General features: G+C 69.6%; 12 protein-coding genes and 1 CRISPR repeat array. Of the genes, 11 read left to right on the top strand and 1 reads right to left on the bottom strand.

All coding sequences use genetic code 11. The features are described 5' to 3' along the window. The first annotated feature begins 172 nt into the window (after positions 1-172). The 9 genes from cas3 (at position 173) to ABTZ94_RS10525 (ending at position 11,923) form a co-directional block, all read left to right on the top strand. Positions 173-3,046, top strand: coding sequence for a CRISPR-associated helicase Cas3' (cas3, locus tag ABTZ94_RS10565; RefSeq protein WP_502967219.1), 2,874 nt, complete (start codon positions 173-175; stop codon positions 3,044-3,046). Then, complete coding sequence (casA, locus tag ABTZ94_RS10560) at positions 3,039-4,739, top strand: type I-E CRISPR-associated protein Cse1/CasA (protein WP_351199538.1); 1,701 nt, start codon at positions 3,039-3,041, stop codon at positions 4,737-4,739. The genes cas3 and casA overlap by 8 nt, the downstream gene beginning before the upstream one ends. Continuing rightward, a complete protein-coding gene (gene casB, locus ABTZ94_RS10555) occupies positions 4,736-5,470 on the top strand; it encodes a type I-E CRISPR-associated protein Cse2/CasB (protein WP_351199536.1) in 735 nt (244 codons plus the stop codon). Before casA ends, casB begins: the two co-directional genes overlap by 4 nt. Then, positions 5,467-6,687 carry a type I-E CRISPR-associated protein Cas7/Cse4/CasC gene (gene cas7e, locus ABTZ94_RS10550; protein ID WP_351199534.1) on the top strand — a complete coding sequence of 407 codons (1,221 nt, stop codon included), beginning with the start codon at positions 5,467-5,469 and terminating at the stop codon, positions 6,685-6,687. Before casB ends, cas7e begins: the two co-directional genes overlap by 4 nt. Beyond that, a complete protein-coding gene (cas5e, locus tag ABTZ94_RS10545) occupies positions 6,684-7,406 on the top strand; it encodes a type I-E CRISPR-associated protein Cas5/CasD (protein ID WP_351199532.1) in 723 nt (240 codons plus the stop codon). Before cas7e ends, cas5e begins: the two co-directional genes overlap by 4 nt. After that, positions 7,406-8,179, top strand: a complete 774-nt coding sequence (cas6e, locus tag ABTZ94_RS10540; protein ID WP_351199530.1) for a type I-E CRISPR-associated protein Cas6/Cse3/CasE — start codon at positions 7,406-7,408, stop codon at positions 8,177-8,179. Before cas5e ends, cas6e begins: the two co-directional genes overlap by 1 nt. 3 nt (positions 8,180-8,182) lie before the next feature. Beyond that, a complete protein-coding gene (gene cas1e / locus ABTZ94_RS10535) occupies positions 8,183-9,157 on the top strand; it encodes a type I-E CRISPR-associated endonuclease Cas1e (protein WP_351199528.1) in 975 nt (324 codons plus the stop codon). Then, entirely contained in the window at positions 9,154-9,510 is a 357-nt protein-coding gene (cas2e, locus tag ABTZ94_RS10530; RefSeq protein ID WP_351199526.1) for a type I-E CRISPR-associated endoribonuclease Cas2e, read from the top strand. The genes cas1e and cas2e overlap by 4 nt, the downstream gene beginning before the upstream one ends. A 93-nt stretch (positions 9,511-9,603) precedes the next feature. Next, positions 9,604-10,497: direct repeats of the CRISPR family, unit length 29 nt; unit sequence CTGCTCCCCGCGCCCGCGGGGATGGTCCC. Positions 10,498-10,663: 166 nt separating this feature from the next. Beyond that, positions 10,664-11,923 (top strand): NsdA family TPR-like regulatory protein, encoded by a 1,260-nt coding sequence (locus tag ABTZ94_RS10525; protein WP_351199524.1) that lies wholly within the window; start codon positions 10,664-10,666, stop codon positions 11,921-11,923. Positions 11,924-12,079: 156 nt separating this feature from the next. On the opposite strand, the gene ABTZ94_RS10520 is transcribed toward ABTZ94_RS10525, so the two are convergent. Beyond that, on the bottom strand, positions 12,080-12,757 hold the full coding sequence (locus ABTZ94_RS10520) for an alpha/beta hydrolase family protein (RefSeq protein ID WP_351199522.1): 678 nt from the start codon (positions 12,755-12,757) through the stop codon (positions 12,080-12,082). 187 nt (positions 12,758-12,944) lie between these two features. Here ABTZ94_RS10520 and ABTZ94_RS10515 point away from each other — a divergent pair, with 187 nt between their 5' ends. Further along, positions 12,945-14,099: an adenosine deaminase gene (locus ABTZ94_RS10515; RefSeq protein ID WP_351199521.1), complete on the top strand. Its 1,155-nt coding sequence runs from the start codon at positions 12,945-12,947 to the stop codon at positions 14,097-14,099. Positions 14,100-14,240: 141 nt separating this feature from the next. Further along, positions 14,241-14,573 carry a hypothetical protein gene (locus tag ABTZ94_RS10510; protein WP_351199519.1) on the top strand — a complete coding sequence of 111 codons (333 nt, stop codon included), beginning with the start codon at positions 14,241-14,243 and terminating at the stop codon, positions 14,571-14,573. Positions 14,574-14,682: the final 109 nt, after the last annotated feature.

Raw genomic sequence — 14,682 nt, 5'->3', positions numbered from 1 at the left:
TAGAGCCTGCCCGCCTGTTTTCGCGGAGCTGTGCCCGGATCAGAAGCGAATATCTTGAATCTTCGCCATATGGACATCCTGCAGCAGGAGTTGCCTGTATTCATCTGTCATGACGGGTGCGGGGAAAGGCAGTTCGGGCCTGCGGGGCAGGCTTGGCGGGCCGGTTCTGACGGTGTGGGCGAAGCATGACAGGGATTCCGACGGGTGGCTGCCGCTGTGGCGGCACATGGAGGACAGCGCCGCTGTCGCCGGCCTGTTGTGGGACATGTGGCTGCCCGCGAGCGTACGAAGGCTGATCGCCTCGGCGCTCCCCGGCGGTGAGAAGGACGCGCGGCGGCTTGCCGTGTGGCTGGCGGGGGTGCACGACATCGGTAAGGCGACGCCCGCGTTCGCCTGCCAGGTCGACCAGCTTGCGGACCGTATGGATGCGCAGGGGCTGGAGATGCGCTCGCAACGGTCCATCGGACCGGATCGCAGGATTGCGCCGCACGGGCTGGCCGGGCAGGCGTTGCTGGGGGAGTGGCTGCAGGAGCGGCACGGCTGGACGGTGAAGCAGACCGGGCAGTTCACGGTCGTCGTGGGAGGGCACCACGGGGTGCCTCCGGAGCCTGGGCAGATCGCCGCACTGCACAAGCACGGACAGCTGCTGCGAACCCCGGGGTCGAGCCGGGCCGAGTGGCGGCGGGTGCAGGACGAGCTGCTCGATGCGTGTGCCGACGAGTACGGCGTACGGGACCGGCTGGACGAGTGGCGGTCGGTGAAACTGCCGCAGCCGGTGCAGGTGTTGCTCACGGCACTGTTGATCGTTGCCGACTGGGTCGCCAGCAACGCCGACCTTTTCCCGTACTTCCCGCAGGACGTCGCTCGCAGCAGCGAGGAGCGCGTGGCTGCGGCATGGCGAGGGCTGAACCTTCCGGCGCCCTGGCGCCCTGATGATCCTGCGGGCGACGCCCAGGAACTGTTCGCCTCCCGCTTCGGGCTGCCGCCAGGCGCGAAGGTCCGGCCGGTGCAGGAAGCTGCCATCGAGCTGGCGCGGACGATGGACGAGCCGGGGCTGATGGTGATCGAGGCGCCGATGGGGGAGGGGAAGACCGAGGCGGCTCTCGCGGTCGCCGAGATCTTTGCCGCCCGCTCGGGTGCGGGCGGTGTGTTCTTCGCGTTGCCGACCATGGCCACCGGCAACGCGATGTTCCCCCGCCTTCTGGACTGGCTCAAGCGGCTGCCCGGATCCGAGGACGCCCGGTACTCGGTCCTGCTCGCCCACTCGAAGGCCGCGTTGAACGAGGACTTTGCCGAGCTGATGCGCGAGAGCGGCCATCGGATCGTTGCTGTCGACGTGGACGCGCCCGAGGAACCACGGTGGCGCCCCTCGGACACGACACGGTCCGCTCCCGCCGAGCTCATCGCGCACGCCTGGCTGCGTGGCCGCAAGAAGGCCATGCTGTCCTCCTTCGTCGCGGGAACCGTCGACCAGCTGCTGTTCGCCGGGCTCAAGAGCCGCCACCTGGCGATGCGTCACCTCGCGGTCGCCGGCAAGGTCGTCGTCATCGACGAGGCGCATGCCTACGACACGTACATGAGCGTCTACCTCGACCGTGTGTTGTCGTGGCTCGGCGCGTACCGGGTGCCGGTGGTGGTGCTGTCCGCGACCCTGCCTGCGGCCAGGCGCCGCGAGCTTGTTGAGGCGTACGCGGGCGGCAAGGCCGCAGCAGTCCGCAGTGCCACGGAGTTCGAGGCGGTGGGCGAGGCCCGCGCCTATCCGCTGCTGACCGCCGTGACGCCCGGCGGGGAGCCGGTCCTGAGAAGTCCCGAGGCCTCGGCCCGGGGTACGGACGTTGTCCTGGAACGGATCGACGACGGCCTCGACGTCCTTGTCGGCCGGCTCACCGACGAACTGGACAGCGGCGGCTGCGTGCTGGTCGTACGCAACACGGTGCGGCGGGTACTGGAGACCGCGCAAGCGCTCAGGGCCAGGTTCGGCGACGAGAACGTGACGGTCGCCCACTCGTGCTTCATCGACGTCGACCGGGCGGCGAAGGATGCAGGCCTCCTGAAACGCTTCGGGCCGCCGGGCAAAGCGGAGAACCGCCCGGCCGGGCCGCACATCGTCGTCGCCAGCCAGGTGGCCGAGCAGTCCCTCGATGTCGACTTCGACCTGCTCGTCAGCGACCTCTGCCCGGTCGACCTGCTGCTCCAGCGCATGGGCCGTCTGCACCGGCACCAGCGGGGCGAGGGGCAGCACGAACGTCCCGAGCGGCTGCGCCGGGCGCGCTGTCTGGTCACTGGTGTCGACTGGACGGCCGACGTGCCGGCGCCGGTGCGGGGGTCGGTCGCCGTGTACGGGGCCCACGCGCTCCTGCGGTCCGCGGCCGCGCTCCTGCCCCACTTCGAAGAAGGGCCCAGCCGTCCCGTACGGCTGCCCGAGGACATCAGCCCACTCGTGCAAACGGCTTACGCCGATGGTCCCGCAGGCCCGGAGAGCTGGGCGCCGACGATGGCCGAGGCCCTCAAGCAGTACGAGCGGCACCGTGCCGACCAGGCCGAACGGGCGGCTGTGTTCCGGCTGGAGGAGGTCGGCAGAGACGGCAGGCCGCTGTTCGGATGGGTGGCGGCGGGAGTGGGCGACGCGGACGACACCCGGACCGGGCGGGCCCAGGTCCGCGACAGCAAGGAGAGCCTGGAAGTCGTCGTCGTGCAGCAGCGCGCCGACGGCACGCTGACGACGGTTCCCTGGCTGGCCCCGGACCGTCACGGCAACCGGCTCGCGGGGCTGGAACTGCCCCGGGACCAGGTGCCGCCGACGAGAACGGCACGGGCAGCGGCTAGCTGCGGGCTGAGGCTGCCAATCCAGTTCTCCTACGCCGAAGTCATGGACCGCGCGATCGAGGAGCTGGAGGAACTCTACGTTCCCGCCTGGCAGGTGAAGGACAGCCACTGGCTCTCCGGCCAGCTGATTCTTGCGCTCGACGAGGATTGTCAGACCCGTCTGGCAGGGTTTTCACTCCGGTACAGCGAGAGCGACGGCCTTGAGGTGACCAGTGCCTGAAACAAGCGAAGAGGCGGCGGGCGTGCTGTCGTTCGACCTGACCACACAACCCTGGATTCCGGTGCTGAGACTGGACGGCACTCAGGACGAGTTGTCACTGCGGGAGGTGTTCGAGCAGGCAGGTACCCTGCGCCGGCTCGTCGGGGATCTGCCCACCCAGGAATTCGCCCTCTTACGCCTGCTGCTCGCCCTGGCCCACGACGCGTTCGAAGGACCGCGGGACTCCGACCACTGGGCAGATCTGTGGGAGGACGAGGACTGCTTCGCACCCCTGGCCGCCTATCTCGACGAACACCGTAGCCGGTTCGACCTGCTCGACGCCCGTACACCGTTCTTCCAGGTCGCCGGATTACACACGACGAAGAACGAGGTCTTCCCGCTCAACCGCATCGTGGCCGATGTCCCCAACGGGGAACCCTTCTTCAGCTCGCGGATGCCTGCCGTCGACCGGCTCACTTTTGCCGAGGCCGCCCGCTGGGTCGTCCACACACACGCCTACGACACTTCCGGCATCAAGACCGGCGTCGCAGGCGACGACCGCGTCAAGGGCGGCAAGGTGTATCCGCTCGGAGTCGGCTGGGCGGGCAACCTCGGGGGAGTCTTCGCGGAGGGACACACCCTGCGCGAGACCCTCCTGCTCAACCTCGTGGCACCTGCCGACACCCCAGGCCTCGATTTCGACGGCGGCAACGATCTCCCTGCCTGGCGGCGGGAGGCGTGCGGGCCGGGTGAAGGACCGAAGCGTGCGCCCACCGGCGTATGCGACCTGTACACCTGGCAGTCGCGGCGCCTGCTCCTGTACGCCGACGCCGACGGCGTACACGGGGTGGTTCTCGGCTATGGCGACCCGCTCCACGCGCGCAACAAGCAGGGTTACGAGCCGATGACCGCCTGGCGGCGCAGTACGGCGCAGGAGAAGAAGCACGGCGAACCCCTGGTCTACATGCCCCGCGAACACGACCCGGCCCGCTCCGCGTGGCGGGGCATCGCCTCCCTGATCGCCGACCGGACCGAGGCGTCCCAGGGCGCGGGGCCCGCGAACCGTCTGCGGCCCGGGGTCCTGGAATGGATCGCGTATCTGGTGACGGCCGGCGAGCTGGAGCAGGGTTATCTCGTCCGGGCCCGGATTGTCGGTGCCCAGTACGGCACGCAGCAGTCCGTCATCGACGAAGTCGTCGACGACCACATCTCCATGGCGGTGGTCCTGCTCCACCAGCAGAACCGCGAGTTCGCCGAGCAGGCCGTCGGTGCCGTCACCGATGCGGACGACGCCGTCAAGGCACTCGGCGATCTCGCCACGAACCTCGCCCGTGCCGCAGGCAGCGAAAGCGAGGGGCCCGGTGCCACGGCACGCGACCTCGGATTTGCCGCACTCGACACTCCGTACCGCACGTGGCTGGCCGGCCTGGACGGCCAGCAGGACCCGTACGAGCAGCGCACCGAATGGCAGCGTCAGGTGCACCGGACCGTGAGCAGGCTCGGCGACCGCCTCATGGCCGAGGCCGGCGACGCCGCCTGGCAAGGCCGCACCATCACGCTCAAGAGCGGCACCGAGTGGCTCAACTCCGCTCTCGCGGGCAAGTGGTTCCGATCCCGCCTGAACAAGTGCCTGGGCCACCCGAATCTCCCCGACCGACTGCCGGGCGCGGGCAGCGACCCGGCGACCGACACCGCCACGAAGGTGCACGCATGACGACCGCCACCGCTTCGCCCCCCGACACCGCATGGCCCGCTGTCCGCAAGCGTGTGGAGAAGCTCGCCGCCGAACGCATCACCGCGTTCCAGCGCGGATATCTGGCCGACAATCCGAAGGACGTGGCAGCCCTGGCCAGGCTCCGCAGAGGCGCGGGCCGTGAAGCCGGGCAGCTCCCCGACCTCTGGGATCTCGTCGACACGACACCGCTGCACGAACCGCATGAGGGCCCCCACGCGCTGAGCGAGAAGCAACTGGCCCGGGCCGAGGACGCCCTGCACGTCGCGCTCACGCTGTGGGCCCTGCACCAGCAGTCCCGCGGCGAGGCCGGAATGCATCAGACCGGCAGCCCCGGAAAGCCGCGCGGAGTGGGCGCCGCGGTACGCCGCATGATGAAGCCGGGCGAGATCGACGAACCTCTGCGCAAACGCCTGGTCCGGGTCGGCACGGCACCGGATCTGACCACCCTTGCACAGCGCCTGCGGGACATCGTCCTGCTGCTGCGCCGCGAGCAGTTCCCGCTCGACTACGCCCTGCTCGCCGGACAGCTCTACCACTGGCAGCAGCCCGGCGGCCCGGACGCCGTACGCAGGGAATGGGGCCGTTCCTTCCACGCCTGGCACGAAGACGACCGGAACGCCGAGGAACGGACGCCCGCCGGAGAGCCGGCCACGACCACCGGCACCACTGCCACCCCTGACACGACCACCACTGACAAGGACGCTTCGTGAACCGCTTCTACCTCGACGTGCACGCCCTGCAGACCGTCCCGCCCAGCAATCTGAACCGGGACGACACCGGTGCTCCGAAGAGCGCGGTGTACGGGGGAGTGCCGCGAGCCCGCGTCTCCAGCCAGGCATGGAAGAAGGCCACCCGGGACTACTTCAAGGCCGAGAGCCTCCTCGACCCGAGCGAACTCGGTGTACGTACCAAGAAGGTCGTCGAGGTCCTCGCCGACCGCATCTGCGACGCCGACCCCTCGCTGGAGCACGCCGACGCGCTGAAACTGGCGGCCGAGGTCATCGCCGCCACAGGCCTGAAGACCGAAGTGCCCAAGCGGAAGGGCTCCGCGAAGAAGGCAGCGGCCGAGGACGGAGCGGGCGAGGAGGGTACGGAGGACACTGCTCCCCAGTCCAAGTACCTCGTGTTCTTCAGCACCCGTCAGTTCGCCGGACTCGCCCGTCTCGCCGTCGAGGGGGCCGCCGACATTAAGGCGTTCCTGAAGGACAAGGACAACAAGGCCCGGGCCAAGCAGATCGCCGATACCCGCCACTCCGTGGACATCGCGCTGTTCGGCCGCATGGTCGCGGACTCCACCGACTTCAACGTCGACGCCGCTGTCCAGGTCGCCCATGCCATCAGCGTCCACCGCGTCGAGAACGAGTCGGACTACTTCACGGCCGTCGACGACCGCAACGAGGACTCGGAGCCGGGCGCCGGAATGATCGGCACCGTCGACTTCAACTCGGCGACCCTCTACCGCTACGCGGGCCTCGGCGTTCATCAACTGGCCGCCAACCTCGGCGAGGGACTGCGCGAGGACGAGTCGCGCACCACCCCGGTACGCCGAGCCGTCGAGGCGTTCGTCCAGGGCTTCACCGAGTCGCTGCCGACCGGGAAGATCAACACCTTCGGTCACCACACCCTGCCCGACGCCGTGATCGTCAAGCTCCGCACCACCCGGCCCATCAGCTTCGTCGCCGCGTTCGAGGAGCCCGTCCGCAGCGACCAGGGCGGACATGTGTCCGAGGCGTCCGCGCGCCTGGCGGAGTACGTCCCCGACATCGAGCGGGCGTACGGAGACGACGACTCCACCCTCACCTGGGTGCTCCGTGTCGGCCCGAACACACAGAAGCTCGCCGGCCTCGGAACCGAATCGGCGAACATCACCGAGCTCGTCGCCTCGGTCGGCCAGGCCGTTGCCGAGCTCCTGGAGAAGCCCGCATGAGCGTGCTCACCCTGAGGCTGGCGGGCCCCCTGCAGTCCTGGGGGGCCTCCGCCCGTTTCACCCGCCGCACCACCGAGTCCGCACCGACCAAGAGCGGTGTGATCGGCATGCTCGCCGCCGCGTCCGGCACCGAACGCGGCGACGACGCGGCACTGGCGAGCCTGGCCGCCCTTCGGTTCGGCGTACGCATCGACCAGCCGGGCACCCGGGTACGGGACTTCCAGACCGCACACCACAGCGTCAACGAAACCTCCATGCCGCTGTCCGAGCGCTTCTACCTGGCCGACGCGGTCTTCGTAGCGGCCCTCGAAGGCGACGGGGAACTCCTCGCCTCCCTGCACGCTGCCCTGCGCGCACCGGTGTACCCGCCGTTCCTGGGCCGTCGTTCCTGCCCACCGGCCCACCCGGTGGAGCTCGGCCTCTACGACGGAGTCTCACTCGACCAGGCACTGACGGACGAGGAATGGCAGGCGGCCCCTTGGTACCGTCGGCAGCGCCGCAGCGAGACCATGGTGTCCCTCGTCGTCCTGCGCGAGGCCGGTGAGGACGAACACGACGCGGACTTCCAGCGCGACCAGCCCCTCAGTTTCGCCGCCGAACACCGTCGGCACGCCCTGCGCACCATGGTCAGCAGGACAGTGGACAACATCCCCAACCCGGCGGCCGTGCCCCAGCATCCCCGACATGACCCGTTCGATGCCCTGGAGGAGAGCGCCTGATGTTCCTGACCCGATTCCGTGTGAACACCGCGCGCCCCGGTGCACGCCGACTGCTCTCCTCCCCCCAGGTGCTTCACGCGGCAGTCATGGCATCGTTTCCCGGCCTGCTCCCCTCGGACACGCCCGCCCCCGACGGGCCGCGGGTGCTGTGGCGCCTGGACCAGAACGCGCAGGCCGAGGTGCTGCTGTACATCGTCAGCCCCGCCCGGCCCGACCTGACCCACCTCGTGGAGCAGGCCGGCTGGCCCGCGGCGGCCACCGACCCGGAAACCCCGGGCTGGCAGACCAGGCCCTACGCTCCGTTCCTCGACCGTCTGGCCGCGGGGGAGAAGTGGGCGTTCCGGCTGACTGCCAACCCCGTCCACTACATCCGCCGCAAGCCGGACGAGCCGAAGAAGCGCACCGCCCATCTGAATCCCGTACACCAGATGGCCTGGCTCCTCGACCGCCAGGAGCCAGGAGGCTTCCGCATCCTGGAGAAGCCGGACAGCAAACGTCTGCTGCCCGGCGGAACGACGTTCAAGAAGCATGAGCATTCTGGGGACCAGTACGAACTGACCGTCCGTGACAAGCGCGGCCTGTCCTTCGACAAGTCCCGCAGCAACGACGGCACCGGCAGGAATCCCGTCAGCCTCGTGACGGTCACCTTCGACGGCCGGCTCGAAGTCGCCGACCCCGCCGCGCTGCGCCGCACCCTCACCCAGGGAATCGGCAAGGCCAAGGCGTACGGCTGCGGCCTCATCACCCTGGCACCGCTCACCGGCACGGAGTGAAACGTGACAACGGTCTCCCAGCGCACGGCCCTCACCCCGCGCCACCTCACCCGCACCGGCGAACGGCTTTCCTTCATCTACCTGGAGCGCTGCACGGTGCACCGGGACGCCAACGCCATCACCGCCGAGGACGCCGACGGCACCACCCACATCCCGTCGGCGACCATCGGCACCCTGCTCCTGGGCCCCGGCACCCGCATCACGCACCAGGCGATGAGCGTCCTCGGCGAGACCGGCGCCGCCGTCGCGTGGGTGGGTGAGCAAGGCGTGCGCTACTACGCAGGCGGGCGCGCCCTGACCCGCTCCTCCGCGCTCGCTGAGGCCCAGGCGGTCCAGTGGGCGAACGTCCGCAGCCGACTGGCCGTCGCCCGCGCCATGTACCGGCTGCGCTTCCCCGACGAGGACCCGGCCGGACTCACCCGCCAGGGACTCCTCGGCAGCGAAGGCCGCCGCGTCAAGGACTGCTACCGCGCCCAGGCGGCCCGCACCGGCATCCGATGGCGCGGCCGCAAGTACACCCCGGGGGATTTTGCCGCCGGCGACCCGGTCAACCAGGCCATCACCGCCGCCGCCCAGTGCATGTACGGCATCGCCCACGCGGTCGTGGCCTCCCTCGGCTGCAGCCCAGCGCTCGGCTTCGTCCACTCCGGCCACGAACTGTCCTTCGTCCTCGACATCGCAGACCTTTACAAGACCGAAATCGGCATCCCTCTGGCCTTCGACATCGCCGCGGAGGACGAAGAGGACGTGGCCTCCCGCACCCGCAGAGCCCTGCGCGACCGCATCAACGAAACATCGCTGCTGAACCGCTGCGTGGACGACATCAAACGCCTCCTGCTGCAGGACGACGCGCGCTCCGTCACGGACCCTGGTGACCAGGATGTCGTCACGCTCCAGAGCGACGGCGGGCACAAGGTTCCAGCAGGCCGCAACTACGGGGGCACGAACAGCGGTGAGGACGAGGCGATGCTCTGGTGACTGTGATCGTTCTCACCAACTGCCCTGTCGGCCTCAGAGGATTCCTCACCCGCTGGTTGCTCGAGATCTCCGCAGGCGTCTTCATCGGGAACCCGTCGGCAAGAATCCGCGACGTGCTGTGGGACGAGGTCCAGCAATACGCGGGGCAGGGCCGGGCCTTGCTTGCTCATACGACGAACAACGAACAGGGCTTCACCTTCCGGACCCACGACCATAGCTGGCACCCGATCGACCACGAGGGCCTGACGTTGATCCGTCGCCCGAACGCTGTTGCGGCACCGAGGAAGGGCGACGATGGCCCAAAGCCGGGCTGGAGCAAGGCATCCAAGCGACGCCGCTTCGGGAAGGCATGAAAGCCTAAGGTGTTCCGTTCGTCCGATATGCCGGAATCTGTAAAAGTGAGTCAGAATGGCTCGCACCTGAGCTAAAACCGCAGGTCGTGGAGTCTGCTCCCCGCGCCCGCGGGGATGGTCCCACGTCGTCACATGCCTCGCGATGCTTGTCAGCCTGCTCCCCGCGCCCGCGGGGATGGTCCTGGGTGTCACGGGGGCCGTGACACTGTCAGGTGCTGCTCCCCGCGCCCGCGGGGATGGTCCCCGGGTCACCGCGCAGGTCGCGCTCGAGGGTGGCTGCTCCCCGCGCCCGCGGGGATGGTCCCATCGGCTGGCTTGTCGCCCACCCGGTACAGGGCTGCTCCCCGCGCCCGCGGGGATGGTCCCTGGCCGCATCGACACCCAAGCCCGTCTCCAACCTGCTCCCCGCGCCCGCGGGGATGGTCCCCGTGTCTACCGGGGCATCACTCGGTTCTCGAAGCTGCTCCCCGCGCCCGCGGGGATGGTCCCACCAGGCTCCTGGTCATGCTGTAGATGGATGTCTGCTCCCCGCGCCCGCGGGGATGGTCCCCGACGACACCCGCGCACCGTCCGGCCCTGGACCTGCTCCCCGCGCCCGCGGGGATGGTCCCATCGGCGACAGTGCCTTGAAAGGCGACTGGGTCTGCTCCCCGCGCCCGCGGGGATGGTCCCTGATCCACCAAGGCTTCAACAACGCCTGTATCCTGCTCCCCGCGCCCGCGGGGATGGTCCTCCCACTCGACGAGGTGGGGCCGGTGGCGCTCGCTGCTCCCCGCGCCCGCGGGGATGGTCCCGTTGGCCTTCACCTGCCGAAAGCAGTCAGGTTCTGCTCCCCGCGCCCGCGGGGACGGTCCCCTCACCGTTCCCATACCGACGCCCGGCGACCTCTGCTCCCCGCGCCCGCGGGGATGGTCCCCACCGACCCCCACCGACCCGATCAGTACGCGGTCTTCGGCGACTGCTCCCCGCGCCCGCGGGGATGGTCCCCATAGAAGAGTGGCCTCCTGTACGAGAATCTGGGGTGCGGCGATGCTCCATTCAACGGACGTATGGGCCGGGGCAGAGGGGCCAGGAACGGGCGCATTTCTGGGCAGGGGGCCAGATCGGGGGGCCAGCACTGGGTACAGATCTCGCAGCACAGGAAAGGCGGCCCATGATGAGTCCGCAGGGGATCGGCACCCTGTTACGGGAGATCCGCGAACGTGCCGGACGCACACGCCAGGAACAGGCGCTCCTGATGGAGGAGGCCCAGGACGGCCGCTTCTTCGACCCGGACAACCTCAAACGGTGGGAGACGGAGAAGCGGCTCCCCACCCCCGTGTGGCACGAGGCGATCGCGCGTGCCTACGGGCTGACGGTCGGTGACGTTCGCCGTGCCGTCATTGCAGCACGGCAGTACCGGCGGCAGGGCAAGGAGGAGCTGAGCGACGTGGACCGACGACGTTTCATGGAGACGGCAGCAGCCGCGATGGGCGCCACCGCGCTGCCCGGCATTGCGCACGCCAGGGAGGAGATCGACGTCGCCCTGGCCGGCACGGGCGACGGCGACCTGGCGTACCTGGAGTCCGCGTTCGAGCGGCACCGGGGTGGCTATCACGGCCGGGCGCCGGAGACAGTTCTCGCTGAGATGCAGCCTGACTTGATCCTCCTGCGCAAGGCCCTCGGCCAGCCGCATACCGCGCGGGCCCGCGCGGAGCTGGTCCGCACGGCTGCTGGCATGGCCGGACTCGTCGCGATCATCCAGCACGACCGGGACGACCAGCCCGACGCCATTCGCTGGTTCACCACGGCGGAGAAGGCCGCCCGCGAGTCCGGTGATCGGCGCGTCACGGCCTGGGTGCTCGCCCGGCACGCCATGGTCCCGCTCAACTACGGGGCCCCGGGTGCCGCGGCAACGCTCGCCGCGCGGGCACGCCGCGAAGCGGGACGGGCACCCACGGCTGCGGCTGCGCTCGCCGCGGCCGTCACCGCCCGCGCGCTCGCCGCGCTCGGCGACAAGGCCGGCGCGAGGGCCGCCGTCCGGGACGTGCGCACGGTCGCTGAGCGATTGGATGATCCGGAGACGGCGGACTCGTGGATCGGCTACCCGCTGCAAAAGCACTTCGTGCATCTGTCCCAGGCGTACACGCTGCTCGGCGACAGCTCGGCCGCGTACGCGGCGCAGGACGATGCCCGAGCTCTCACGTCCTCGCATTCCGTGATGACCCGGGCACTGCTCACGATGGACACCGCCGCGTGTCTGGCAGCGGACGGTGACCCCGGAGCAGCCGCAGCCATGGCCGCCGAGTCCTTCGCCCAGTTGCCGCCGAGCTATCGCTCCGGGCTGGTCCGCTATCGCGCTACAGCTCTTCACCGTCAGTTCTCCGGAGGTCCGCACGGCGAGCTGGGGCAGGCCCTCGCGATGGACAAGTGAGCAAGGGTGCCGATCCCGGACGTACTTCCCTGGGGGAGTGGCCATGCGCCCTGGCATCGTGGAGCCTGTGACGACACCATTGCGCGCGAGTATCTAGCCGGCGGGGCCATCCCCGCACCCGCGGGGATGGCCCCGCTGTCAATTTCTGGTCGCCCTTCAGCCCCGCAGCGACCTCCCGAACCCCGCAGCCAGCGGCATCCGCAACCCCAGTGGTGGCGGTGCCGCCAGTGCGTCGGCGACCGGGCGCGCGTAGGCCCGGCCGAAGAGCGATCCGCGGACGAAGTTCGTTACCAGGGCCACCACTTCGGCCCGGTGCTGGCGCAGTCCGTGGCCGTCCGAGTGGACCTCGAAACGGCAGGTGTCGCGGTTGGTCTTCTTGGCGCGTTCGGCCAGGCGGAAGGAGAGTTCGGGGTCGGTGCGGGCATCGTTCGTGCCGTGGACGAGCAGAACCTGCCGGCCGAGCAGATGCTTCACCGGCTCCGGTTCGTCCGCCGCGTTCTCGGGCAGCCAAGGGGCCATCGCCAGAACGGAGTTGACCGCAGCGTGGCCGCCCGCCCGGAGTGCGGCCCGGCCGCCCATGCCGTGGCCGGCGAGACAGACGGGGATGTCACCGTAGCGTCGTACGACCTCGTCCACCGCCCATCGGGCGTCCGCCGCGAGCTGTGCGTCGGTCGCGTTCCAGCCGCGGCAGCGGTAGCGCACGACATGTGCGGCGAGCCCGTCCTCCCGGCCCGCGCGGGCCAGAGTGCGGGCCAGCGGCAGCTGGAGGGCGTACGAGAGAGGGGAAGGGCGGCGGTGCGAGTCGGCCTCGCCGTCCGGGAGCAGCAGAACCACGCCGCTGACCGCAGTTGGTGCTCCGGCCGTCCTGACGGCCCGTCCCAGCCTCGCAGCAGGCAGGGGGAGTGCGCGCTGTGCCATAACAGAACAGTGTCAGAAGGACACGTGTACTCCACCCGTATTCGCGGTCACTGTTACGCATCGGAAAGCGACAATCTACGCGCGTAGGCGTTACAGTGCCCAAATGATGAGCCCGACCCTTCATGTGCCCGGCCAGGATCAGATCCGGCGTGCCCCCAAGGTCCTTCTCCACGACCATCTCGACGGCGGCCTGCGCCCGGGAACGATCGTCGACCTCGCCGTCGCGAGCGGCTACGACGGACTTCCCGAGACCGAGCCCGACAAGCTCGGCATCTGGTTCCGCGAGGCGGCCGACTCCGGATCGCTGGAGCGCTACCTGGAGACGTTCGCCCACACCTGCGCCGTCATGCAGACCCGCGACGCACTGGTCCGGGTGGCCGCCGAATGCGCCGAGGACCTGGCCGCGGACGGTGTCGTGTACGCCGAGGTGCGGTACGCCCCCGAGCAGCACCTGGAAGCCGGGCTGACCCTCGAAGAGGTCGTCGAAGCGGTCAACGAGGGCTTCCGCGAGGGCGAACGGCGGGCCCGCCTGGACGGTAACCGCATCCGTGTGGGCGCCCTCCTCACCGCGATGCGGCACGCCGCCCGCTCCCTGGAGATCGCCGAGCTCGCCAACCGCTACCGCGACCAGGGCGTCGCCGGCTTCGACATCGCGGGCGCGGAGGCGGGCTTCCCGCCCACCCGGCACCTCGACGCCTTCGAGTATCTCAAGCGCGAGAACAACCACTTCACCATCCATGCGGGCGAGGCCTTCGGCCTGCCGTCGATCTGGCAGGCCCTCCAGTGGTGCGGCGCCGACCGGCTCGGCCACGGCGTCCGCATCATCGACGACATCGAGGTCGCCGAGGACGGCGGTGTGAAGCTCGGCCGCCTCGCCTCCTACGTACGGGACAAGCGCATCCCGCTGGAGCTGTGCCCGACCTCCAACCTCCAGACCGGCGCCGCCGCCTCGTACGCCGAGCACCCCATCGGGCTGCTGCGAAAGCTGCATTTCCGGGCCACCGTGAACACGGACAACCGGCTGATGAGCGGTACGAGCATGAGCCACGAATTCGAGAAGCTGACCGAGACTTTCGGATACACGCTCGACGACATGCAGTGGTTCACCGTCAATGCGATGAAATCGGCATTCATTCCTTTTGACGAACGTCTGGCGATGATCAATGACGTGATCAAGCCCGGATATGCCGAGCTGAAGTCCGAATGGCTCTTCGAGCAGACGGCTGCGACCAGCGTTCCTTCCGCTTCCGCGGGCTGAACCGCACCTCTGCGGACAACGGCCTGGACAGCGAAATCTCGGCCGTTTTCCGTGTGTCGCCATGTTTGCGGGACGGGCAGTGGGCTGACTACGTTTCAGAGCCGCTCAGCTCACATCCCCCTCCCCAAGGATGAATTCCACATGAAGCAGTCTGCTGTCAGGACTCTCGGCGTCGCCGCTCTCGGTGCCGCTTTCGCCGCTGCCGCCGCGGGGACCGCATCCGCCTCTGTGCTGCCGGCCGACGCCGCGGCCACTGCCCTGCCGGTCGCCGACTCGGCGCTGGGGACCACGGCCCGGTCCGTTCCGGCCCCGGACACGGCCACCAAGCTCCTCGGCACCGGCCGGCAGAAGCTTGCCGGCGACGCCACCGCCCCGGTCAAGGGCCTGATCGGCGGTCTGCCCGCGGGCGGCCTGAACCCCGGCGGCCTGAACACCAACGGCCTGTCGACCAACAGCCTTCCGCTCGGCGGCTGATCCCCGCACAACACGCCTGTGGGGCGGACACCCGAACCGGGACAACGACCTCGCCGCAGAGGTCGTTGATCTGCTGGTTCTTCGGCCGCGGCAGACCGGCGTCGTCGAG

The organism is Streptomyces sp. NPDC002785, from assembly GCF_040295565.1.
In the GTDB taxonomy this organism is placed as follows: domain Bacteria; phylum Actinomycetota; class Actinomycetes; order Streptomycetales; family Streptomycetaceae; genus Streptomyces.
Note: the sequence above shows the minus strand (reverse complement) of the source record. Positions and strands in the feature narration are given on the sequence as shown.

Coding starts and splice junctions, on each gene's coding strand:
- casB (WP_351199536.1), top strand. CDS start 4,736: ATGACGACCGCCACCGCTTCGCCCCCCGACACCGCATGGCCCGCTGTC.
- cas6e (WP_351199530.1), top strand. CDS start 7,406: ATGTTCCTGACCCGATTCCGTGTGAACACCGCGCGCCCCGGTGCACGC.
- cas5e (WP_351199532.1), top strand. CDS start 6,684: ATGAGCGTGCTCACCCTGAGGCTGGCGGGCCCCCTGCAGTCCTGGGGG.
- ABTZ94_RS10510 (WP_351199519.1), top strand. CDS start 14,241: ATGAAGCAGTCTGCTGTCAGGACTCTCGGCGTCGCCGCTCTCGGTGCC.
- ABTZ94_RS10515 (WP_351199521.1), top strand. CDS start 12,945: ATGATGAGCCCGACCCTTCATGTGCCCGGCCAGGATCAGATCCGGCGT.
- ABTZ94_RS10525 (WP_351199524.1), top strand. CDS start 10,664: ATGATGAGTCCGCAGGGGATCGGCACCCTGTTACGGGAGATCCGCGAA.